At 42.6% G+C, this 24,012-nt stretch carries 23 protein-coding genes; 18 read left to right on the plus strand and 5 right to left on the minus strand.

Features of this window, described 5'->3' with window-relative positions; all coding sequences use genetic code 11:
- The first annotated feature begins 56 nt into the window (after positions 1 to 56).
- A complete protein-coding gene (locus tag V7L07_RS13570) occupies positions 57 to 950 on the plus strand; it encodes a MetQ/NlpA family ABC transporter substrate-binding protein (RefSeq protein WP_335058547.1) in 894 nt (297 codons plus the stop codon).
- A gap of 12 nt (positions 951 to 962) precedes the next feature.
- Here the strand turns inward: V7L07_RS13570 and V7L07_RS13575 are convergent, their stop codons facing one another.
- Entirely contained in the window at positions 963 to 1,295 is a 333-nt protein-coding gene (locus tag V7L07_RS13575; RefSeq protein WP_335058705.1) for a hypothetical protein, read from the minus strand.
- Between V7L07_RS13575 and V7L07_RS13580 the strand changes: the two genes are divergently transcribed.
- From V7L07_RS13580 to V7L07_RS13625, 10 genes are all read left to right on the plus strand, one after another.
- Positions 1,246 to 1,929 carry a MetQ/NlpA family ABC transporter substrate-binding protein gene (locus V7L07_RS13580; protein ID WP_335058699.1) on the plus strand — a complete coding sequence of 228 codons (684 nt, stop codon included), beginning with the start codon at positions 1,246 to 1,248 and terminating at the stop codon, positions 1,927 to 1,929. The genes V7L07_RS13575 and V7L07_RS13580 overlap by 50 nt on opposite strands.
- Positions 1,930 to 2,002: 73 nt before the next feature.
- Entirely contained in the window at positions 2,003 to 2,980 is a 978-nt protein-coding gene (locus tag V7L07_RS13585) for a methionine ABC transporter ATP-binding protein (RefSeq protein WP_335058549.1), read from the plus strand.
- Between the two features lie 63 nt (positions 2,981 to 3,043).
- Positions 3,044 to 4,231, plus strand: a complete 1,188-nt coding sequence (locus V7L07_RS13590; protein WP_335058551.1) for an LLM class flavin-dependent oxidoreductase — start codon at positions 3,044 to 3,046, stop codon at positions 4,229 to 4,231.
- Positions 4,232 to 4,642: 411 nt separating this feature from the next.
- A complete protein-coding gene (locus tag V7L07_RS13595; protein WP_334763821.1) occupies positions 4,643 to 5,299 on the plus strand; it encodes a methionine ABC transporter permease in 657 nt (218 codons plus the stop codon).
- A 139-nt stretch (positions 5,300 to 5,438) separates the two neighbouring features.
- Positions 5,439 to 6,296 (plus strand): MetQ/NlpA family ABC transporter substrate-binding protein, encoded by an 858-nt coding sequence (locus tag V7L07_RS13600; protein WP_335058553.1) that lies wholly within the window; start codon positions 5,439 to 5,441, stop codon positions 6,294 to 6,296.
- A gap of 274 nt (positions 6,297 to 6,570) precedes the next feature.
- The gene (locus tag V7L07_RS13605; protein ID WP_335058555.1) at positions 6,571 to 6,777 is read left to right on the plus strand and encodes a hypothetical protein; all 207 of its coding nucleotides are present in this window, start codon (positions 6,571 to 6,573) and stop codon (positions 6,775 to 6,777) included.
- Between the two features lie 29 nt (positions 6,778 to 6,806).
- A complete protein-coding gene (locus V7L07_RS13610; RefSeq protein ID WP_335058557.1) occupies positions 6,807 to 8,021 on the plus strand; it encodes an MFS transporter in 1,215 nt (404 codons plus the stop codon).
- A gap of 87 nt (positions 8,022 to 8,108) precedes the next feature.
- Positions 8,109 to 8,279 carry a hypothetical protein gene (locus V7L07_RS13615; RefSeq protein WP_335058559.1) on the plus strand — a complete coding sequence of 57 codons (171 nt, stop codon included), beginning with the start codon at positions 8,109 to 8,111 and terminating at the stop codon, positions 8,277 to 8,279.
- 139 nt (positions 8,280 to 8,418) lie between these two features.
- On the plus strand, positions 8,419 to 9,486 hold the full coding sequence (gene namA, locus V7L07_RS13620; RefSeq protein ID WP_335058561.1) for an NADPH dehydrogenase NamA: 1,068 nt from the start codon (positions 8,419 to 8,421) through the stop codon (positions 9,484 to 9,486).
- Between the two features lie 796 nt (positions 9,487 to 10,282).
- Positions 10,283 to 11,704, plus strand: coding sequence for an MFS transporter (locus V7L07_RS13625; protein WP_335058563.1), 1,422 nt, complete (start codon positions 10,283 to 10,285; stop codon positions 11,702 to 11,704).
- 260 nt (positions 11,705 to 11,964) lie between these two features.
- Here the strand turns inward: V7L07_RS13625 and V7L07_RS13630 are convergent, their stop codons facing one another.
- From V7L07_RS13630 to V7L07_RS13640, 3 genes are all read right to left on the minus strand, one after another.
- Positions 11,965 to 12,789, minus strand: a complete 825-nt coding sequence (locus V7L07_RS13630; RefSeq protein ID WP_335058565.1) for an ABC transporter permease — start codon at positions 12,787 to 12,789, stop codon at positions 11,965 to 11,967.
- Between the two features lie 5 nt (positions 12,790 to 12,794).
- Positions 12,795 to 12,947, minus strand: coding sequence for a hypothetical protein (locus tag V7L07_RS13635; RefSeq protein WP_335058567.1), 153 nt, complete (start codon positions 12,945 to 12,947; stop codon positions 12,795 to 12,797).
- Positions 12,948 to 13,144: 197 nt separating this feature from the next.
- On the minus strand, positions 13,145 to 13,474 hold the full coding sequence (locus tag V7L07_RS13640) for an ABC transporter substrate-binding protein (protein WP_335058569.1): 330 nt from the start codon (positions 13,472 to 13,474) through the stop codon (positions 13,145 to 13,147).
- Between the two features lie 654 nt (positions 13,475 to 14,128).
- On the opposite strand from V7L07_RS13640, the gene V7L07_RS13645 reads away from it, so the two are divergent.
- Positions 14,129 to 15,970 carry a vanadium-dependent haloperoxidase gene (locus V7L07_RS13645; RefSeq protein WP_335058571.1) on the plus strand — a complete coding sequence of 614 codons (1,842 nt, stop codon included), beginning with the start codon at positions 14,129 to 14,131 and terminating at the stop codon, positions 15,968 to 15,970.
- Between the two features lie 108 nt (positions 15,971 to 16,078).
- A complete protein-coding gene (locus V7L07_RS13650) occupies positions 16,079 to 17,110 on the plus strand; it encodes a hypothetical protein (RefSeq protein ID WP_335058573.1) in 1,032 nt (343 codons plus the stop codon).
- 282 nt (positions 17,111 to 17,392) lie between these two features.
- Here V7L07_RS13650 and V7L07_RS13655 read toward each other — a convergent pair whose 3' ends face one another.
- A complete protein-coding gene (locus V7L07_RS13655; RefSeq protein WP_335058575.1) occupies positions 17,393 to 18,265 on the minus strand; it encodes a CmcJ/NvfI family oxidoreductase in 873 nt (290 codons plus the stop codon).
- 482 nt (positions 18,266 to 18,747) lie between these two features.
- Between V7L07_RS13655 and V7L07_RS13660 the strand changes: the two genes are divergently transcribed.
- The 5 genes from V7L07_RS13660 to V7L07_RS13680 all read left to right on the plus strand — a co-directional run bounded on the left by V7L07_RS13660 (position 18,748) and on the right by V7L07_RS13680 (position 24,000).
- Positions 18,748 to 19,617, plus strand: a complete 870-nt coding sequence (locus tag V7L07_RS13660; protein ID WP_335058577.1) for a MetQ/NlpA family ABC transporter substrate-binding protein — start codon at positions 18,748 to 18,750, stop codon at positions 19,615 to 19,617.
- A gap of 34 nt (positions 19,618 to 19,651) precedes the next feature.
- Positions 19,652 to 20,491, plus strand: coding sequence for a MetQ/NlpA family ABC transporter substrate-binding protein (locus V7L07_RS13665; RefSeq protein ID WP_335058579.1), 840 nt, complete (start codon positions 19,652 to 19,654; stop codon positions 20,489 to 20,491).
- 6 nt (positions 20,492 to 20,497) lie between these two features.
- Complete coding sequence (locus tag V7L07_RS13670) at positions 20,498 to 21,835, plus strand: LLM class flavin-dependent oxidoreductase (RefSeq protein ID WP_335058581.1); 1,338 nt, start codon at positions 20,498 to 20,500, stop codon at positions 21,833 to 21,835.
- A 32-nt stretch (positions 21,836 to 21,867) separates the two neighbouring features.
- Entirely contained in the window at positions 21,868 to 22,689 is an 822-nt protein-coding gene (locus tag V7L07_RS13675) for a hypothetical protein (protein WP_335058583.1), read from the plus strand.
- Between the two features lie 72 nt (positions 22,690 to 22,761).
- Entirely contained in the window at positions 22,762 to 24,000 is a 1,239-nt protein-coding gene (locus tag V7L07_RS13680; protein ID WP_335058585.1) for an acyl-CoA dehydrogenase family protein, read from the plus strand.
- The last annotated feature ends 12 nt before the right edge of the window (positions 24,001 to 24,012 follow it).

Consider the following 24,012-nt stretch of genomic DNA (forward strand, 5'->3'; position numbering starts at 1 on the left):
TCTGACTCCTGATTCCTGAATTCTTCTTTCTTAATTAACAAAAAAGAGGCGATCGCATGAAAATTACTTTAATCAAAATTAACCGCCGCTTCTTTTTAATCGCGGTTACATCATTTGCAGCATCCACAGTATTTACTAGCTGTAGCTCACCTAATTCTGCTTCTAATCCCGCACCAAATCCGGCAGCAACACCAGCAGCTAATACTGTCACTACGGCAACGAAAGAGAAAGTCAAAATTGGAGTTACACCAGTACCAGCAGGAGAAATTTTAGAATTTGTCAAAAAGAATTTAGCACCGGAGGCAGGATTAGATATTGAAATTGTTACTTTCAATGATTTTGTCCAAAATAACTCAGCGCTTAGGGATGGACAAATCGATGCTAATTACTTTCAGCACGTCCCCTTTATGGAAGACTATGGCAAGCAGCACAATATCAAAATGGTTGCTTTTAATCCTCCAATTCACTTAAATCCAGTCGGAGTTTATTCCAAGCGCCACAAATCTTTAGCTGAAGTCCCGCAAAATGGACTTGTCACTATTCCTGATGATGCTAGCAACGCTAACCGAGCCTTGAGAGTGCTAGAAAGCGCTAAATTAATCAAGCTAAAAGACAATCTTAAAGGAGTCGCAAGTGTCAAAGACATTGTTGAAAATCCCAAAAAACTCACAATCAAAGAAATACCAGGAGCGCAGGCAATTCCCTCACTACCTGATGTGGATTTAGCAGCAATAACAGGTAACTGGGTTGTCCAAGCAGGGATGCGAACTGATAAAGATGCCTTAGCTTTGGAATCTGCTCGAAACCCAATTTATGCAGTTACTCTGACTACGTTACAAGGAAAAGAAAACGACCCCAGAATTCAAAAAGTCTATAAATTACTCCGAGATCAAAAAGTTAAGGATTTTATTAAAGAGAAATACAAAGGTGCTGTGCTGCCAATTCCCTAATGATGTGAGTTTTTAGATGGAATTTTGGAGTTCAAAAAGCAAGTTAATCCTTTTAGCTCCTCCAACACTATACAAAGGCGATCGCATGAAAATTTCTTTAATCAAAATTAACCGCCGCTTCTTTGTAATAACTGCTATATCATTTACAGCATCAACATTATTTGCTAGCTGTAGTTCACCCAATTCTGCCTCTAATACCGCAGTCAATACATCAGCAAAAACAACTACTAATACAGTTGTAACTACACAAGAAGAGAAAATAAAAGTTGGAGTTTCACCTGTCCCAGCCGGAGAAATTTTAGAATTTGTCAAAAAGAATTTAGCACCAGCAGCAGGACTAAACATCGAAATCGTTACCTTTAGTGACAGTGTGCAAGACAACTTCGCACTGAGGGATAAACAAATAGATGCTAATTACTTTCAGCACGTTCCTTTCATGGAGGACTTTGGCAAGCAACATAATATCAAAATGGTAGCCTTAAACCCTCCAATTCATTTGAATCCAGTTGGCATTTATTCCAAACGGCATAAATCTTTAGCTGAGGTTCCTAAAAATGGGTTAGTGATTATTCCTGGCGATATCAACAATGCTCATCGGGCGTTGAAGGTACTAGAAGAAGCTAAGTTAATCAAGCTGAAAAATAATCCTGGGGTTTTAGTAAGTATTAAGGATATTGTCGAGAATCCCAAAAATTTGCAAATCAAAGAAGTTATATCTGGTCAGTTGTTACCCTCTCTTCCTGATGTCGATTTAGGTGTGATGACAGGTGCAACAGTTCTAGCAGGAGGAATGCGAACAGATAAAGATGCTTTGGCGTTGGAATCAGCTAAAAACCCACTCTATGCGGTTACTCTTACTACTTTGGAGGGGCAAGAAAATGACCCTAAAATTCAGAAACTTTACAAATTGCTCCGGGATCAAAAAGTCAAGGATTTTATTAAAGAAAAGTATCAAGGTGCAGTGATTCCTATTCCTTAGCAAAAAAAGTCAATTCAAGTTTATTTACTTTATCAAACAAGACATATATCCTTTTATTGGAGTAATTATTAAGATGATCACATTTACTGATGTACGCAAAGTTTATCACCAAGGAAATCAAGAGATCGTAGCATTGGATGGCGTTAGCTTTGAAGTCAAACCAGGTGAGATTTTTGGGGTTTTAGGACAGAGTGGTGCAGGTAAAAGTACCTTAATTCGTTGTGTTAATCAATTAGAAAAGCCTACATCGGGTTACGTCACAGTCGATGGACAGGAAATCACCAAACTCTCCGGTGTCAGGTTGCGTCAAAGTCGTCAACGAATTGGGATGATTTTTCAGCACTTCAACTTACTCAGTTGCAGAACTGTGGCGGAAAATATCGCTTTTCCTTTGGAAGTGATTGGTTACAGCAAACTAAAGCAACGGGCAAAAGTTGAAGAATTAATCTCACTGGTTGGTTTGGCAGGTAAAGCTAATGCTTATCCAGCACAACTTTCGGGCGGTCAAAAGCAACGGGTTGGTATTGCTAGGGCGCTAGCTGGTGAACCAAAAGTATTGCTTTCTGATGAAGCGACTTCAGCACTTGATCCTCAAACGACGCGATCGATTTTGGAACTATTGCGCGATCTCAATAAGCGTATGGGGCTAACAATTTTGCTGATTACCCATGAAATGGGCGTAGTTAAGCAAATCTGCGACAGTGTAGCCGTACTCAATGCTGGCAAGGTTGTAGAACAGGGGCGAGTCAGTGATTTAATCGCCAAGCCAGAATCACTTCTCGCCCAAGAAGTTTTCCCGCGTCGCAATGGACATTTAGCACGTCCTGGCGCAGTGCTAGCAACGATCGCCTTTGCCGGAGAACAAGCCAAACAACCAATCTTCGCCACTTTAGCACGTCGTTTTGATGTTGATATCAATATCCTCAGCGGTAGCGTCGAAACCGTAGGCGATCGCCGCGTTGGTCAATTTCACATCGAACTAGAGGGAGCAAAGATCACGCAAGCCTTGAAATATCTACACGAATCAGAGTTTGAGGTAGAAGTGCATTGAGTGCTGAGTGCTAAGTGCTGAGTTAGAAGTTATTATTCCCCTCCCCAATCCCCAATCAAACTTATGAATGCAATTGATACTACTTTGCTTAAAACACGTGCCACGGCGGCTAGTCCAGCAGATTATCCTGATAGCCCGTTGTCGCAAGCTTTACGACAGCCCGTTTTGCTCGGATTATTCTTACCTATTCATCATGGTGGTTGGAGTTCGTCAGCCTTACCGCGCACTACCGACTGGTCGTTTGACTATAATGCCAAGCTGACCCAAAAGGCTGAGGAACTCGGTTTTGACCTCGTTTTCGGCTATTCTACCTGGCAGCCTAAAGGTGGACAAGGCCCGACACGGACGGAAGCAGGTTTAGATGCTTTCATCACCACTGCATCCCTTGCCAGTATTACCTCACGCATCTTGCTAATCTCGACGATTCACGTCCTCTACGGGCCGTGGCATCCGATCCATCTTGCCAAATTTGGCGCAACCCTTGACCACATTTCCAAAGGTCGATGGGGTATCAATGTCGTCACTGGACACCGGGCTTATGAGCATGAATTGTTCGGCTGGAGCCAGATCGAACACGATCGCCGCTATGAACTCGCTGATGAATTTGTTTCCGTCCTGGAAAGACTCTGGTCTGAAACCGAAAACTTTTCTTATCAGAGTCAGGCTTCTTGGCAGTTTAAGGATGCTTATATTAGCCCGCGATCGCTTTATGGTCGGCCGATTTTGGTCAACGCCACTGGCTCCGATGCAGGTATCAATTTTGCAGGTCGCCACTCTGATATCGTGTTCATCACTAGCCCAGGTGGTGGCGACATCGAAAGCGCTTTATCGTCCCTACCCGCTCACACTGCCCGTGTCAAACAATCTGCGATCGACAATGGCCGACAAGTACGCACTCTCCTAAATCCGCTAATTGTCGTCCGCGAAACTGAACGAGAGGCGGAAGAATATGCTCAAGCAATTATCGACCACGCCGATCGCGAATCGATCGCTGGACGTTCTCGGTTCACCAGCGATGCACACGCCTGGAAGGGGCATCAAAAGGGCAATCTGCGGCATGGTGTTGGTAGTGCGATCGGCGGTAACGTCCAACTAATCGGCTCCCCTGAGCAGATTACCGACCAACTTCTGCAACTCAAAGAAGCTGGTGTTGATGGCTTCCAACTCGCCTTCTACGATTTTGAACCCGATCTCGATTTCTTCGGCAAACGCGTTCTCCCACTACTAAAACAGGCAGGATTGCGACTCTGACGAGTTATACCATTTTCAACAAGAGGCAGGGGGCAGGGGGAAAAGGAGCAGGGGGAAATGACCCCTACCCCCTGCCGACAAGCGTTGCTGAACATGGGTTTGATTCCCCCACTTCTACTAAGTGGTTCTCGAACAGGGAGGGGTCGAATCCCAATTCTTTTCTATCCCCCATGCTCCCTGCCCCCTGCCTCCTTCAATTGGAAGTTCCTAGAGGCCTACATCCATAAGCCCCTACCCTTGTTTTTTATCTTCATCTATGCAAATCTTATAGTCAATACAACGCTAACTCTATTGATTTATCGTAGTATGCAATCGCCGCGTTAGTCAATTTCACATCCAACTAGAAGGATCAAAAGTAACCCAAGCCTTGAAATATTTACCCAAATCAGAGTTTGAAGTGGAGGTTTATTGATGCAAGGGCAAGAATTGCTACAAAGTTTATGGCTGGCTACTGGTGAAACCTTTTACATGGTGAGTATATCAGCGGTAGTAGCGATACTTTTAGGTTTGCCTTTGGGCTTAATCTTGGTGATGACAGCCCCAGGGAACCTGCTAGATTTTCCACAGGTACATAAAGTGTTGGGTGCGATCGTCAATACCGGGCGATCGTTTCCCTTTATTATTTTGTTAGTCGTCTTGACACCAATAACGCGATTGATCGTCGGTACTTCCATCGGTAGTACAGCCGCGCTAGTTCCCCTAACCCTCGCCGCCATCCCATTTTTCGGCCGCATCGCTGAAACCAGCATTCTGGAAGTTGATAAAGGACTAATAGAAGCCGCCCAAGCAATGGGTTGTAACCATTGGCAAATCGTTCTTAAAGTATTGATTCCAGAGGCTTTCCCATCCCTGCTATTGGGTATGACAATTCTCGTTGTGAGTCTACTGAACTCTTCCGCAATGGCTGGGGCCGTTGGTGGTGGCGGCTTAGGTAATTTGGCAATTCAATACGGCTACCAACGATTCGATGTTGGTGTGATGATTTCCACCATTGTGGTTCTGATTGCCCTAGTGCAAATCGTACAGTTTTTAGGCGATTTACTGGCGCAGCGAACAAGAAAACGATAAATCGCCATTTTGCCAGGATTCATGAAGAGTGCTGAGTGCCGAGTATCGTAAACTTTTCAATCTTCTCTCTGCGTCTTCCGCATCTTTTAGAGAAAGCGGTTAGTTCACTTCCGATCTTGAATCACCAAGAATATTGCTTATGAACATACAACATCCAAAAATTAACCGCCGATTTTTTATCACAGCTTTCGGCTCATTTACTGCTTCTATACTCTTTGCTAGCTGTAGCCAACAACAAGCTCAAGTAACTTCAAATACAGCCCAAGCAACGGCACAAAAAGAAGTCATTCAAGTTGGGGTGACGGGGATTATATCTGAAGATATTTTGAAGTTTGTAAATACTAAGCTAGCACCTCAAGAAGGATTAGAAGTAAAAGTTGTTAATTTTAATGACTGGATACAACCAAATACGGCTTTAAGAGACAAAGTAATTGATGCCAATTTTTTCCAACATAGACCTTTCATGAATAATGCAGTCAAGGAACTCAAAATCAATTTAGTTCCATTAAATCTAGTTTCCTTAAGCACACTGGGTCTTTTCTCAAAAAACCTTAAATCTGTGAATGAGGTTCCTCAAAATGCTACTGTCACAATTGCCAATGATGTAATTAATAATGACCGAGGATTGAGGTTACTGGCAAGCAATGGCTTAATAAAACTTAAAGAAAATACCAAAGAATTTGTAACTCAAAGAGATATTGCTGAAAATCCGAAAAAATTGCGAATTAAGGAAGTAGAAGGAGTCCAGGTAGTTCGAGCTATTAATGATGTAGACTTCATTGTTTCTTCGGCTCAAACCGTTGCTCTAGCAGGAATTACACCGCAATCTATGGGACAGGAGACAGCTAAAGATAAAAAATATGCTTTGGCATTAGTTACATTACAGGGTCGAGAAAATGAGCCAAAAATTCAGAAGCTAAATAAGTTACTTAACGATCCACAAGTTAGAGATTTTATTAACAAGCAGTATCAGGGACGAATAGTACCTGTATTTTAAAGGTGGCGAAAGAATGAAGAAGAATTCAGAAGTCAGGAGCAAAGCTGGAGACGCTATGTGTAGCCTGCTTCCCTGCAAGAGTACGCCGACTCGCTATCAGTCGGGGATACCCTGCGGGAAGTAAGCTAACCAAATTCTCAATTTGGTGTGAGTGCAAAAACGCCGATTATTCATTCTGAATTCTGTTCGATAAAAAATGACAAATTTGTTACTTCATCTTTCCAAAATTAGGAGTTACGAAACTTAAACTTGAGCATTACTGGAGAGTAAAATCATGTTTTTTGGACAAATAGAAAAAGAATTGCTTTGTGGAGAAATTTGGTCAATTTGGCAAACAACGAAATTACCAGAACATCTACAGTTATTAGCGGATCAAGAGCTAGGAAAACGCGATATTTGGGAATTACAGACCCAAAAACCTGAGAAAAAGCCTATTCATCCAAATCTTGATGATGATTCTAGTCATTCAACAAGTATTTAAGCTACTGTTCAATATTTTGGTGCATCATAATGAGTTCTAATGAGCATACTGCTCTAACCACTGATAGCAATTCGCTGACGCAGCGGAGTACTGTTTTAACTTTAGCGATCGCTTGTGGTTTAGCAGTGGCCAATGTCTATTACAATCAGCCGCTACTAGCTGATATGGGACGTAGCTTGAATATCTCTGTCCAACAAGTGGGATTTATTCCCACTCTTACCCAAACTGGCTATGCAGTCGGACTACTGTTATTAGTTCCTTTGGGCGATCGTATGGAACGCCGTTGGTTAATTGTTACTATGCTAGGTTTGCTGGCTGGTATCTTAGTCGTGGAAGCTACAGCACCTAATATCGCTTGGCTTTCTGTATCAAGTTTCGTACTTGGTTTCTGTAGTATAGTAGCACATCTAGTTATTCCACTAGTCGCCCAACTAACACACCCTTCAGAGCGGGGTAAAGTTATTGGAACCCTACTCAGTGGTATGATCCTCAGCGTTCTTCTCGCCCGTTCAGTCAGTGGGATAATTGGGGAATATCTGGGTTGGCGAGCCGTATATGGCATCTCAGCAGGTGTGATGCTTATCTTAGCTTTTGTGATCCAAGGGCGGATACCTGTAAGTAAGCCTTCATCTACCCTGTCATACCAGCAACTAATGCAGAGTCTTGTGCAACTAGTTCGTGAGCAGCCTGTATTACGTGAAGCGGCGCTGAATGTTGCACTAGTATTTGCAGCCTTTAATGCTGCGTGGGTAACTCTAGTTTTTCTACTAGAATCTCCCGCGTATAATTACGACAGTCGAGTTGCAGGTTTATTTGGCTTAGTTGGCTTAATCGGCGTTTTTACCACCCCAATTGTTGGACGAGTAGCAGATAAGCGCGGTCCCAGAATGTTAATTGGCGTAGCTGTTACGCTATCTCTATCAGCTTTTGTCATCCTTTGGATAGCTGGTGGAACTCATTTGATCGGTCTTATATTAGGGGTGCTTGTTCTTGACTTGGGAATGCACACTGGTTATGTTTCAAATCAAATCCGCGTCTACAACTTAGTTCCAAATGCTGAGAGCCGTTTGAATACGGTATACATGGTGACAAACTACACTGGCGGCGCACTCGGCTCTTTTCTTGGTACTTATGTCTGGGGATTGTGGCAATGGAACGGCGTTTGCGCCTTGGGATTATTTTTGTTGACAGTGGCGTTTATCGTTCATTTCAGTGTACGGAAGAGAAAATCTACAGCAGTTTAACTGGTTGTGGAGACTGGGGATTGGGGATTGGGGATTGAGGACTGGGTACTGGGAAATTATTCAAAACTTGGGAGGGATCAAAATCGAATGGGACTAAGAAAAGCCGAAAGGCTTGTGTCACCTCGTTCCCAGTCTGAAGAATGGGAACGTATTCCCAGAGGGCTGCTGCCTCTGGTCAAGCCACTGGAGGCGGAGCCTCCCAAAATCGGTTCCCAGCCTCCAGGCTGGGAACCAGTCACTCCAAGGGCTGTGTCTTAACTTAGTGCCATTCGAGTCAAAGTCCCTTACATAATTCTTACGAGTAAAATCCCAGCCCACAATCCCCAGTCCCTAATCCCCAATCCCCAATCCCCAATCCCCAATCCCTTTTACCTAGCAAGAGAAGGAATCAATATCAATGGCACATCTGTTTGAACCATTCAAAATTCGTGAAGTTACCTTTCGCAACCGCATCGCCGTTTCACCAATGTGTCAATATTCCAGTACAAATGGATATGCTAATGATTGGCACTTTATTCATCTAGCCTCTCGCGCAGTTGGCGGTGCTGGTATAGTGATCACAGAAGCGGCAGCTGTGGAGCCGCGTGGACGCATTAGCCCGCAAGATTTGGGAATTTGGTCAGATTCACATATAGAAAGTTTAGCTAAGACTGTGGCATTAATTCATAACTTTGGTGCTGTTGCAGGTATTCAACTTGCTCATGCAGGTAGAAAGGCCAGCACTGCCAAACCGAGCAAAGGAGGAAAAGCACTAGATGAATCTCAGGAAGGTTGGCGACCTGTAATTTCGAGTAGTGCGATCGCTTTTAGCCAAGATAGCCCAGTTCCAGAAGCCCTCAGCCTTGAGGGAATTCAAGAAGTTATTGATGCCTTTGCCCAAGCTGCCAAACGTTCTCTCCAAGCTGGTTTCAAAGTAGTGGAAATCCATGCCGCCCACGGTTATCTACTACACCAATTTCTCTCACCCCTTTCTAACCACCGTCAAGATGATTATGGTGGTAGCTTTGAAAACCGGACTCGTCTCCTCAGAGAAGTAGTTCAAGCAGTCCGAGAAGTTTGGCCCCAGACACATCCACTCTGGGTACGCATCTCCGCCACCGATTGGGTAGACAATGGCTGGGACATCGAGCAAAGTATCGCTTTAAGCGACAAACTCAAATCTCTAGGAGTCGATCTTATCGATACTTCCTCAGGGGGTACTATACCAGGTGTTCATATACCAATTAAACCTGGTTATCAGACTCAGTTTGCCGAACGCATCCGCCGCGAAGCTAATATTCATACAGGAGCCGTGGGCTTAATTACATCCCCTGAACAAGCTGACGAAATTATTCGTACAGAAGTAGCTGATATAGTGCTGTTAGGACGTGAACTCCTCCGCAATCCTTACTGGCCACATCTGGCAGCCAAACAACTAGGACACGATAAACTCTGGCCTGTTCAATACGATCGCGCTTGGCTGTAATTTCATCCATACTAAATTCTTACTTTTCACATCATCTGAAAAGCTCTTCTCTCTGTGTTCTCTGTGCCTCTGCGGTTATATAAATTGCTTCTAAGCCGCAGAGACGCTGAGAGTGCTGAGAAAAACAAAAGATTTTATGAGTCACCTTGCAAAGGCTTTCCTTGTTCCCATAGCAACAATGGGAACGAGAAACCAGGTAAGCAATTAGGAGACTGTATCGGGCAAAATCCAGGCGACTAATTCAACGCTGATATCAAAGCCAGTTACAACATACTTACATATTCGACCAGACATGATATGATACATACTCTAATCGTAGTCTCGCTATTTTTTGTTCTAATAGTAAGCATACAAACTTTCTGGTTTACGAACATTAAGTATTGCTAATACTCATTCAGGGCTGGTAATATGCAGGTTTGCTAAAACTTCATCAGAAAAATTAATAGAGACGTTGCAATGCAATGTCTCTATTAGTGTCCTTGTCTGTGCAAATTATCTTATCCAAATAAAGGAAAAAGCATGAACAGAGTGAATGCAAAGCGACGCTACGTAAATACAACGAAGTAGGATGAAAACTTTTAGGCTATGGTAGTCTGTCTCATTAATTTTGAGGTATTACAAAAGTTCCTAGCTAAATACAGCCCACTACAAAAAGAGTATGGAATTTAATCATTCGTAGGTTGGGTGGTAGCAAGATCCCCGTAGGGGTACGCAGTGAAATCCAACATCAACCCTCAATTTTTCCGAACCCATTTTACGGTGACGTGTACTTAGTAAGCGGCTTTAGCCCTTGAAATTGAGCGATAAATCGCTGAATACAAACTACCAACTCAGATTTTCAAGTGAAGTCTATTCTGACAAAACAGGGCTGCAAGAACTTTTAATCAGGGAAAGAATTATGATACCAAGTAATAGAGAACACTTCCAAAAAGAAAAGCTCAAGCTTGTTTCTTTTGAACTTCCACCTGCGCTTAAGTCGGTAAACTTTGCTTGTTTTGTTATTGGCGAAAGTTTATCTTTTTTTGGGTCTTGGATGACTCAAATTGCTTTAGTATGGCTAGTTTATCAATTAACTAATTCGGCTGTATTAGTTGGTGTAGCTGGATTTACAAATCAAGCAACGGGCTTAGTTATTACTCCTTTAGTGGGAGTTTTGTTAGATCGTTGGAACTTACGATATGTATTATTAACTACTCAGTTAGTATCTATTTTGCTCTCTTCTACCCTAACCTTTCTAACTCTTAGTGGTAATATCAACGTTGTATGGATTATTCTCATTGGTACGCTTCAGGGAACGGTAAAAGCTTTTGATTTACCAGCACGTCAGGTAATTATTCCCAGACTTTTGGATAAAAAATCAGATACTTATAGTGCAATGGCTTCCCATTCATTCTTGATTAACACGGCGAAGTTCGTTAGTCCGATGATTGGGGGTTTACTGATTGCCAGGTCTGGTGCAGCTTCCTGTTTTCTCGTAGATAGTATTAGTTATCTACCCTTTGTATCTGCAATCTTAACTGTCAAAGTAAACCCAGTTATACATAAGTCATCTAATCAGAATTCTCAAATTTGGAACAACCTCAAAGAAGGGTTTGTTTATGCATACAAATTCTTGCCAATTAAATACTTATTGATATTACAAATTATTGTCTGTTTTATGGGAATGACTCATGTGAATTTAGTACCAATTTTTGCTCAAGAAGTTTTGAAAGGTAACGCAGAAACTATGGGTTATCTGATGACAGCTTCGGCACTTGGTTCTATAATTTCAGGTGTTTATCTCATTTCCAGAAAAAATATCATCGGATTAGGAACAATCATCGCAAGTTCTACAGCAATTTTAGGTTTAGGGTTAATAATTTTTTCCCGGTCGACTAATTTAAATATTTGTCTAATATTCATGTTTATCATCGGCATGAATAATAGTCTCACTTTGGCTTCAATTAGTAACTTTATGCAATCGATTCTGCTTGAAGAAGATAAAAGAGGTAGAGTAACTAGTATCTTCACAACTGGTTTTTTAGGAATACTGCCTTTTGGTAATTTATTCTTTGGAGCATTGGCAGGGTATTTTGGTGTTAGTAATGCTTTAATGTTTGGTGGTATCTGTTGTATTTTCGGAGCATATTTCTTTAGTAGACAACTGCCAAAAATAGGAAAAATAGTAGATCCAATTTACGCCCAGTTGGGGTTATTTCCACAGTCAAATAAAGGCTAATTACAGCCCACCCAAAAAAGAGTATAGAATTAAATCATTCGTAGGTTGGGTGGAATGTAGTGAAACCCAACATCAACCCTCATATTTCCGAACCTCTTTTACGGTGACGTGTACTAAGTACAACATTTCATTAATTCATAGCGAATTAACTGTAGCAAAACTCTGCGTACCTCTGTGTTCCTCTGCGTTTAAAAAATTTACGGACTTATGCAAATTTGTACTAAGTTCGTTGTGATTAAATGTTTTGTAGAGGCAACTGTTTAATTACGTTTCATACCCCATTTCTGCACTGTGTTGATTTCAATTAATCGAAAAAGATAATTGACAGCTAAACCCAAAATTGCAATTACCACTAATCCAGCAAATACGCGATCGGTTTGTAGGAAGTAGCGACTGTTATTAATCTGCCATCCTAAACCGCTGGTAGCACCTCCTGAACCAAATATTAATTCAGCGGCAATCACGGTACGCCAACCAAAAGCCCAAGCAGTTCTTAAGCCTGTTAAGATGTGAGGTAATGCAGCAGGAAGCATAATTTCTCGAATCAATTTGAAACCATCTAGACCAAGGTTTTTCCCCACCATAAGAACCGTTGGGTTGATAGTACTGAGTCCCATTTCTGTATTCAGGGCAATTGGCCAAGTTGTCGCATGGGCAGTAACTATGATAATAGAAACAGAAGTGAACCCAAACCAAATCATCACTAGGGGTAAAATAGCGATCGCAGGTAAAGGATTCAGCATCGAACTCATCACAATTAGCAAATCTTGACCAAAACGAGAAACTTTGGCGAAAGCTGCTAAAGCCGTACCCACAATCACACCCAAGACCATACCGATACATAACACAGACAAAGTACTGAGTGTTGCTTGCAGCAGTTTTTGACTCAATAAGTCGTGCCACAGTACTTCTAAAACTGCTATTGGGCCAGGAATCAGCAAGGCAGGAACTTGGGCAATCCATACATACAATTGCCAAAAAATCAATAAGCTACAAAAAATTACTCCGCGCCTGAAAGTACTACTAGCTTTGAGATCGGCATATAACTTCTCAAATTTATCGGAATTTGCTGTTGTTCGACTCACAAATTTCATACTCTAAAAGCCTCACATCGGGAATAATTGCCGAGTAAACTTTCTAGATAAACAGCAACTTCGACAAAGTTATTAGTGTTGATATGCTTACCTTTGCGGTAGCTAGTGTGTACATTTTCTGCTATTATCAAAGACTCTAAATTAATCATTAAGTTAATCTCCCCCAGCACCTTTAAGCGGCGGTAAAATTAATTCATCAATTGATTTTGGCTGCTTATTTAATATGCCAATTTCATGCATAAATGCTCCATATTACAGGAAGCCTCTTGGCTCAATTCCATAAGCCACTGCTTTATTCGTAAGCCACTTTTTATATTGTTCCTGTGAAACGTTTTCCGCCATCTATTTATGAGAGAATTTTGGCTGCTTCATCAGGTTTTTCATTCACGAGTTTAGTAGTATTGGCAATTGCGGTATACAAAGCTTTACCAAACTCAGGATATTGATTGTAGAATTTTTCAGTCATAAATACACTAGCTGCGCTAGTCTTGCCAAAAATATCAGAGCTTTTAATAATTACCCCACCACCTTTTTCAACTTCCTGAAACTGAAAAGGTGGCGTTGTAAAATGTGCATCAATTTGACCAGTTAACAGCAATTGTAAACCTAGCGGGTGAGAAATCACTTGCAAGTTTTGATCGAGTGCGGTGGGATTTCCTATTAATAAAATCCACATTCTAAATCTCTTGAATGTCATGATTATTTTTTGTTTTGTTTAAGAGATTTATGTTATTTTATGATTCAAACGAAAGTATCACACAGCTAGCAGCAAAAAACAAGGTCTTTGCAAGTTAGACCCCACGGAAGGTTTGGCCAGAACGAGAGAATGAAAACTTCTTCCCCCACTCCTCATCTTGTTCTGCCGTAACTCCTCCAGGACTTTCAGGCTCTTGGTAAGTTTATTGTAAAAACCTCTTGATTTTGATCACCGTTTGTGAGAAAGTCTGATTTAACATCAAAAATACGGTAAATCGATAGACTTATCGGGCTTTGCAGTCTGACTGGAAGAAAGTGCAGCTCATATAGCGACTCTTGAATCTTGGCAACAAGCTATCGGACTTATTCAGACTACGGAAGTGTAATAACCATACGATGAGAGTTTGAGTATTAGCATTAAATACTTAGATAATTGTCAGGAGAACAATCTCCAATGCAAGTTACTTGCTAGTAGAACAATCCCAGATTTCATCACAAATTCAGTGAGATTGCCATCTTTTTATAGAGGTGGGTATTCCGTGCGTGGCTCAAAGTCATTCTAACTTTTAGCCGCTCATGTATTTACTCATGGCTGGATTTTTGAATTATTTTTTGCCAGTGGAGAACAACTTAGATGCAAGCAGATCCCAATTCTCATCAAGATTCTGAAAAAAATGCTCAGGCTGATAGTGAAATAAGACAAACTAAGCAATTTCAAACTAACGCAGGTAGTAGAAGATTATCCCTTGGTCGCGCCAGCAGACGCTCATTTCTCGGCCGCGCCGGCTTATTTAGTGCAGCTAGTGTTGTCGCTGGGGTTTTTAGCTCATCCTTTTCCTCGAAGAAAGGAGAAAATATCGTCCAGGCCCAGGAACCTGCTGTCAAGCCAAACTATAGCGACTTACGCGAGAAAGCCTTTCAAGTACGTACAACAGCAGCTAAGGTTAATCGGGAAATTCCGATTCCTCCCCATCCCACCAATGGAGATGAGGCGAAGTACGCCAACAAAATTGCCACGGATACACGAGGATTGCCCCATAACCAGTTGGGCGAAGTGGATCTGAAGGCTTATCAATCTTTTATTAATGCGCTGAACTCTGGCGATCCCAACGAGTATGAAAAAATCATTCTGGGTGGCAAACGGAAGTTAGTACAACCGCTCACCCCATTAGCAATTAGCTTGAGTGGGGTGAATACTTCCCAATTGGCGATTCCAGTACCACCCACCCTGGATAGTGCAGAACAGGGGGCTGAATTCCTGGAAATTGCTTGGCAACAACTCTTGCAGGATGTACCTTTTAGCGAATTCCGTAATGATACAACTAACCCACTGATTTTGGCGGCTGTTAAGGATCTGAATAGGTTATCAGCATTTAAAGGGCCTAAACAAAACGGACGGGTTACACCCGAACTGCTGTTTCGAGGCACCGCGATTTACGTTGATGCCTCTGGTAAAACGATTTATCACACCCTACCAGGGGTAGATGTGGGCCCTTATGTCTCCCAGTTTTTACTGCGTCCAATACCCGCTGGAACCCATAGTTATGCTCAACTTAACCGTGTTCCTCTAGCTATTCCCGAAAATAGTTTCCAAACTAACTATGACGAGTGGTTGCTAGTACAAAATGGTGGCGATCCTGGTCGAACGATTAAGTTTGACTCAACCCGTCGCTACTTTATCAACGGGCGCGACCAGTCAGAGATTGCCCACACGCCGCCACCAGTCTATACAAATGCAGCTTTGATTCTACTCGCCAAGCCAGTCAGTGATAATCCCTTAGCTGGCGGTGTTGGTTCACCTTACAATGCTGGCAATCCTTACAACAAGTCAAAGACACAATCTAGTGGTTCTGGAACATTTGGCCCAGGGTATTCACAATCTCTGATCGGTTGGGTTAGTCCACATGCAATTAGAGCAGCTTATTGGCAAAAGTATTATGTACATCGTCGTCTACGAGCCGAGGCTTATGGTGGATTAGTTCACAACAACAAGGTGAAGAAAACCAACTATCCGATTAACTCTGAAGTTTTCCAGTCAGAAGCACTCGATCGCTTCTTTAGCAAAAACAAATCCTATTTACTACCACAAGCCTTCCCCGAAGGGGCACCGTTGCACTCTTCTTATCCAGGAGGCGCTTCAGTGTCAGCTGGTGCTAGCGTCACGATCTTGAAGGCGCTATTTGATGAGAATTATGTGATTCCCAATCCGGTAGTGCCCGATCCCAAAGATCCCAGCAAGTTGATTCCATATCAAGGGCCACCATTGACAGTGGGCGGCGAATTGAACAAACTGGCGGCGAATATTGGCTTAGGTCGTGATAGTGCGGGGATTCACTGGCGCACAGATGCAGCAGCATCGTTAGCTCTTGGCGAAGCGATCGCCATTGGTATCCTGAAAGACGAGAAACTAACTTTCCGCGAAAAATTTGAAGGTTTCACCTTTACCAAATTTGATGGTACAAAAGTCACGATTTAAAACTTTCACTGTTTAGAAAGGCAGACTTAGAGACGCGCCCGTAGAGCAAAAGTGCAACGTCGCGTCTCTACCATTAGTTTGCATCTTATTGAGTTGAAGAATTCCCCAATGCCCAATCTTCGGAAATTTTATTCGCGATACTTGCGGCAGGCTGCGCCTACGCAGTTTGTGTTATTGAGCATAGTGGTAGCGATCGCCCTCTTTATCTCTACAACCCCAGCATTCAACACCAAGAATACAGTATCAGCACAAGAAGCATCGCCAGACATAAAACTAGCTCAAAAAGTCGGCAAAGAAATTATTGCGGCTTGTCCCGTCGTCTCTGATCCTAAAAATTTAGCTGCCTTCAACTCGTGCGCTGACAAACTCGCAAAGCTAACAATCTTGCGCGAAACTATGAACGTACCCTTTTTATGGGGCGCTCAAAACAAAGTTGGTAACTATAATCTCAAAGATAATCAGAAAACCGAATTTGATCCCTTGGTATGGCGACGTACTTACCTCTCTACCTTTATGTTTAAAGGTGAACCCAAGGTTGAACAGATAAATAATCTGATTGTCATCCACCTTTCCACTCAGTTTCGGAATCAGCTTGATATTGGAGATTTTCCTTATCCGTTCTGGCACTCATCAAAAAAATGGGATTCTTATCAGCAAACTACGGAATTACTTTTCTTTCTAGAACAAAAGAAGCTGATCGGTTCGCTACGTTCAGCGGTAGTTGATCCAAAGCGTCCAAAGATAAATTATGCCTGGGATGGTAAATGGGTTTGGAATGACGCTAATGGCAAGAAGCAGCCTTATGTGACACTATATACACATTTATTTTCTCCAACGAACCCATACGTGACTAAAGTTGATGCTGCTTATCGGGCATTGGAGGTCAAGCTGAGGGAAAATGCTTGTGTTGTCTGCCACAGTCCAGACAACGCCGCCAAGCAGAATCCTATATTAATACTGAATTATCCGAATCAGGCTCTCACCTTACGACATGAAACGGTGCGCCAAATCAAAGAAAAACTCATGCCTCCTCCGGCTGGGATTGCTAACGATCAAGAGCGACAACAGCTTATTGAACTCGCTCAGAGATTCGCCCAAGCAGGCGATCAAGCTCTTGCTTACGAAGGTGAAAAAATATAGAAACACCGGGCGATTGGAAATCGCGGCTACACAAACAAAGTCCGCCTACGCGGACTCTCTGAAACCCGCCTGCGCGGGTTTAGTTTGTATAGCCGAATGGCACTAAGTTAAGATACAGCCCTTGCCCTGACTGGTTCCTAGCCTGGAGGCTGGGAACGAGGCTACACAAGCTTTTGGGCTTTTCTTAGTGCCATTCGTTTGTATAGCCCCAGACTTCTAGTTCGCGTAGCGTGCGCTGTCTTCGCAGAGCGATCTGCCAAAACGGGATGCTCCCTAACTCATCTATGCAGGATAAAAGACGAATGTTCGCAACTCAATACTTTGTCTTGCAGGCGCATCTACCGAACTAGTAGGATCGTCAAAGGCTGAATGGGCAGAAAAACGTGCAGGCCCATTTTCTGCGGAGTCAAAACATTTAATAAATATGACTTCATTTCGCCGCATTTGAGGGAAGTAGTACCATTTATGTTCTGGATTGTATGTGACTGCGTAAGTTTCACCAATGCGATCGCGATATACTAAATCACCCGCTACAAGTTCTGGTGGTGCAATAGTACGTGCATCAGTCAGTGCTAATGGTGATTCTTGAATTGTGTCAGCTATTCCCCGCCATACATTGATGATGGCAAATCGTTGTTTTAATAGTGCCTCAATCTCATCATTATCTATGCCTCTTTTTTCTAACTCCCAGCGTGCCCTTGTATAGCCAGATTTAGCTGTAAAGTCATTGTGTACGCGCTTGCCAGGTTCTCTAATTTTATTTTCACCAGGGTTGCTTAAATCGGCATTACGCAGAGTGTGATCGAATATCACTACTTTAGTTCCACCTGTTACCTCTTTTAATAATTGCTCTGCTTCTGGGTAGTAAACTTGACGTATTTCGTCTTCGTCATAAAAGTTGCGAACATTGGTATTATGCTCGGTAAATGCAAATCCTTCTTGGTCTAGCAAGATATCTTTTGAGATGGAACGAGCATTGTAAATTCGCAGTTTGTGTGTTTGATAGGCGGTATTGGAGCGAGGTGTACCTGATGGTGGCTCATAAGTATAGTTGACAGGTTTTTCCACCATCGGGACTAGGTAATTGAGCTTGGCCTCTACGTATGGCAAATCTTGAGAGGTCGGTTTATCAATAACTTGGCTGTTTAAACTCATAGGTGATGCTCTTTTGGTTGTTGAGAATTTGGACTCAAGACTTATACACAAAGGTTATCTGTTGAGACTAAGTTCAACACCTAATTTCTGGTATGGGAATCCTCTTTGATTCTTGAAAAAATCATCTACACTTAGAGCTTAGTTGTAAGTTTGATCATACTAACTCTACTAAGTAGATTTCAAAAATCAGATAGGAATCCGATAGTAAAGTCCAGAAGACATCATTTATAGATGCCTTCTGTACGTGACTATGCCAATTGCAGTACATTTGTAAAATACTTATTGCCGATTGACTTACAGTAGATTAATGCAATAATAGTAATTGAAACACAGATAAGATACAAGCTCTTTGTCAATAAACTATACATTTTGCTCAATACCTTTGCAAATTCATGATTAGCGATGATGCGTTAGGTGAGCAATTTCAGACGGGGATTTAAGCCTCGTCTGAAAGTGTCTTTAGTTGTGAATTGTGAATTAATATGATTCTTTCAACAAGAATAAACCGTCGTTATTTTATTTTAGCTACAACTTCTGCAATCGCCTCCGTTCTTTTTGCTAGTTGTTCCTCTAGTCAAAATCAATCGACCAGTACGCCAACTAGTCAGAATGTATCAGTATCACAACAAAACAACATAATTAAAGTTGGTGTTTGGTCTGTAATTGCTGAAGATATTCTCAAATTTATTCAAAAAGAATTAGCATCCAGTCAAGGTTTAGAGATTCAAACTGTTAAATTTGGCGATTGGGTACAGGTGAATAACGCCTTAAAGAGTGGCGAAATTGATGCCAACTATTTTCAGCATCGTCTGTTTATGGAAGATTCTGCGAAAAGACTCAACCTCAATCTGGTGATGCTAAATCAAACTTATTTAACGCCAATCGGAATTTATTCTAAAAAGATTAAATCACTGAGTGAAATTCCTAATGGTGCAACAATCGCCATCCAGAGTGATGCTAGTAATCAGGATCGTACCCTGAAGTTTTTGCAATCTCAAAAATTGGTCAAATTGAAAGATACATCGGGTAATCTGTTCAGTGTTAAAGACATAGTAGAAAACTCCAAAAATTTGCAATTCAAAGAATTAGAAGGGCCAGCTATTGTCAGAGGATTGGATGATGTCGTTGTGGGCGCATTTTTAGGGAGTCTGCTGATCCAAGCAAAACAGCTTGATTTGCGTCCCATCGTCCAAGAATCAACCAACGATAAAAGATATGCTCTGGGTTTAGTGACATTGCAGGGTAAAGAAAATGACCCCAAAATTCAAAAGCTGAATCAACTGATAATCGATCCCAAAGTCAAAGAATTTATCAAAAATACGTATCAAAATGCAGTAGTACCAGTATTTTAAAGCAGAAAAGTATCGATGAGGAGTAAAACACAAAGTGATTCGTTCAAAAGCAATACATCGCCGATATTTTATTTTAGGAACAGGAAGTGCGATCGCATCCACTCTTATTGCTAGTTGTACACAAAATCAAAATTCATCTCAACAACTCAGTACCGTCAAAGTGGGAATTACCCAGCTTGTCCCGGAAGATATTCTGAAGTATGTGCAAAAAGAGTTAGCACCGAGTCAAAACTTAAAGGTTGATCTAATCAAGTTTAGCGATGGTATTCTTGCCAACAATGCGCTTAAAAGTGGAGAAATTGACGCTTATCTTGGTCAGCATCAAGCGTTTATGGAAAACATCGCCAAGAGACTTAATCTAGATTTAGTTATGCATCCGCGCATTTTTTCCTATATATTTGCACTCTATTCAAAACGATTGAAAATCAAATCAGCCGATGAACTTCCTCAGGGTGCGTTGGTTGGGATTGCCAATGACCCCATCAATCAAGACCGTGGTTTAAGATTACTCAGAGTTGCAGGCTTGATCAAGCTTAAGGATAATTCCGGTGATTTGTTCACCATTAAAGATATCACCGAAAATCCGAAAAACTTGAAAATTCAGGGAGCAGATGGAGGTTCCCTAGCTAGAGCGCTGGATGATTTAGATGTTGTTTCGCTATATGCAACTACATTGGCAAATGCCCGAATTAAGCTAGATCCTATCTTTATAGACCCAACTAATCTCGAAAGAAAATATACAGCAGGGTTAACAACTTTGCGGTCAAAAGAAAATGATCCCAACATTAAAAAACTCGATCAATTAGTTGTTCATCCTAAAGTAAAAGATTTTATTGCTAACACCTATCAAGGGACTATCGCACCTGCATTCTAATAAATTATGAGTAATCGTACATTACATTTTGGTCTGAATGCTCTGCCTGCTGGTAATCATCCTGGTGCTTGGCGGAGTCCCCAAGCATCTCCCTTTGGCTACTATGATTTTAATCAATGGCAGCACATTGCTGAAGTAGCAGAACGGGGAACCCTGGACGCTATTTTTCTCGCAGACAGCCCATCTTTATTTACATCACCTGAGTCAGGCCCAGCAATCGGTTTTGATCCTACCGTTTTACTTGCTGCTTTAGCGTCAGTTACAGAACATATTGGGTTGATTGGTACAGCATCTACGTCATTTGAAGAGCCGTATAATATTGCCCGTCGCTTTGGTTCTCTGGATCATCTGAGCAATGGGCGGGTGGGTTGGAATATAGTCACCACTCGTAACGCTAACGCAGCTAAAAACTATAGTGACGCGCCCCATTTACCCAAGTCATTACGTTATGAAAGAGCCGCAGAATTTGTCGAAGTCGTGCGGAAATTATGGGACAGTTGGGACGATGATGCCCTTATAGGCGACCAACTTAGCGGACGCTTTGCTGATTCAGAACGGATTTATGCGATTAATCATCATGGCCAGCACTTTCATGTTGATGGCCCGCTTAATCTACCACGTTCTCCCCAAGGACAGCCAATCTTATTTCAAGCTGGCGGATCGCCTGGAGGCTTAGAATTAGCTGCTCGTTATGCAGATGGGGTCTTTGCATCACTCTTATCACTCCCTGATGCAATTGAGTTTACAACCGATCTCAGAAGACGCACGGTTAAACATGGGCGACCTGCTGACGCAATTAAGGTATTACCTGGACTGTCAACTGTGATTGGTAGCACAGAAGAAGAGACTAAAAAGCGGCACAGAGAGCATCTTGAGTTGACAGGGACAGAAGAAAGGTTAGCCGCTTTAGCTGGTCATCTGGGATCTGTAGTCTATGACTTAAACCCAGATAAACCATTCCCTGACTTCATACTTGATGGTACATATCAGCCAGTGGACGGCGTGGGAGGGTTTAGCAACGCCATAATTGGTTTGGCTCGTCGTGAACATCTCACTGTCGGCGAGTTAGCTAAACGATTCAGCAAAGGACATCGTTTTATCGCTGGGACACCTGAGCAAATAGCAGACTCAATTGAGGAGTGGTTTTTAGCTGGGGCTGTTGATGGTTTTAATTTAATGCCAGATGTTTTACCTTCAGGCTTGGAGATTTTTGTTGATCACGTAGTCCCAATTCTCAGAAAGCGGGGAATTTTTCGGCATGAGTATACAGGAAAGACCTTGAGAGATCGCTTCGGATTAAATCGCCCACAAAGCCTATTTAGGCGTGAAAAACTCAAGCTTTGACACTTTTCAATGATTAAATCAGGAGAAAACCAATGGTTGCAAGTCTAAGCAAACCCGTGTGGACTGAAGAATACGAAACTGAAATTCTGAACAAGCTAGCAGCCCAACACGCGCCTTATTTACTCAACTTGGAAAAAGTAGAGACTCGTCCGCCCGAAACACAAGAAGAAAAGGAAAATTTTGCCCGCTTCCGCATTGCTGGAGCCGCCCACGATTTGTTTATTGTACAGGTGATTGCCAAGGCGATCGCACAATTAATTAACGATCCGCACTGGCAACTATCTTTAAGTCGGCAATTGGGGGATGATGGCGCACACTCCCTCAATAGCCGCCTCCGAGTACAGGAGTTGTTAGGCTATGACCCCATCAATGAGATCCAGCAACAGGTACAGCAACATTGGGAGTTTATGGGCGACTCTGCTGTGCGCGATTGGTTGGGATTTGCTGCTTTTCAAGTGCATTATGAACTTCATGTTGTCGGGCCATTCCTGCTGCAAAGTCGGGTGGGTCGAATTAGTGACCCCTACACTGCCACCTATTTTGTAGACAGAATACTACCCGATGAAGCGGCGCATCGGTTAGCAGTCATTGACTGGTGGAAGCAACTCTACGACAAAGCATCACCGAATGAGCAAGCTGAACTTGCAGCCCAATTGCTAGAGCGAGATGAGGAGATTCAGCAACGACGCACCAACTATCTCATAGACCATTGGGATACTGCTCATAAAGCCAAGGGTATTACCGGAGTGGATGGTATTAACGCTGTTTACGACGGCTGGCGTAGAGAAGTTCTGGCTTACTTACTCGATACTCCCGTCAAGCAACTACCGAAATTGCTCAGTGTAAGCCAATGAATTTTAGATTTTAGATTTTGGATTTTGGATTTTACATAGTCCCCAATGCCCAATTCCCAATAACTAAAAACAATGACTCAAATCGAAGAAAAAGTTATAGATTCCACGTTTCAGTTCTCGACTCCTGTCACGCCCAACTCGTCAGAATTGCAAAGCCTGTTCGATTTTATCGCTCTGGGAGCAAGTGAGCGCGATCGCGATCGCATCCTGCCTTTTGATGTTATCGACTTAATCCGGCGTTCCAGATTAGGTGCATTGCGAATCCCTGTTGCTGATGGTGGCGCTGGTAGCACTGCACGGGAATGGTTTGAGGTCGTGATTCGCCTGGGAGATGCTGATCCAAATGTGGCTCATATTGTGCGGAATCATTTTTCCGTTACAGAGCGGCTTTTACGCGCTCAACCCAGTGACAGAAATCGTCGTTGGCTCAAAGCCGTTGCTGATGGCGCGATTATTGGACTCGCCTTAACTGAACTAGAAGTGAAGCGAGCTGGTAGCGGCGCAGTGGCAAATACGAAATTAACACCCGATGGTGATGGCTATCGTCTGAATGGAACCAAGTATTACAGCACTGGGAGTATTTTTGCAGACTTAATTTTCGTGCGTGTACTAACACCTGATGATACGACTGCTACAGTAATTATACCAACGAAACGCGAGGGTATTGACCTTGTAGACGACTGGGACGGCTTCGGGCAACGCTTGACCGGCACAGGAACAACTACGTTCACCAATGTTCACGTTGCCGCAGATGAGGTAATTCTTGATACAGACCCAGATGCAGATAAACTACCCTACAACATTGTTCCGCAATTAGTCTTAACTGCGGTGAATGCAGGGATTATTCGTAGCGTGCTGCGTGATGCAACAAACCTCATTCATAAACGCCCCAGAACCTTCTACCATGCCGTAGCCGAGCAAGCAGCAGATGACCCGCTATTACAGCAAACTATCGGTCAAATCTCTGCCAACGCCTTTGCCGCAGAAGCAATTGTGCTGGCTGCTGCTGATGGACTCGATCGCCTGACTGCTGCCAAAGCTCAAGGTGAAGAGGCTGAATTAGCAGTAGCTTTGGCAACTTCTCTGAGTGCAGCTAAGGCCAAATTGATTGTTGATGACTTGGCACTACGTTCAGCTACCTTGCTCTTTGAAGTTGGCGGAGCTTCCACAACGAAAAAAAGCTCTAACTTAGATCGTCATTGGCGCAACGCCCGCACCTTATCATCCCATAATCCCAGCCATTTTAAGGCTCGTGCCATTGGCGACTACGAAATCAACGGTACACCACTACCGACACGAGGATTTTTCTAAGAACATTTCAAC

This window comes from Nostoc sp. (assembly GCF_036916985.1).
Lineage (GTDB): Bacteria > Cyanobacteriota > Cyanobacteriia > Cyanobacteriales > Nostocaceae > Nostoc.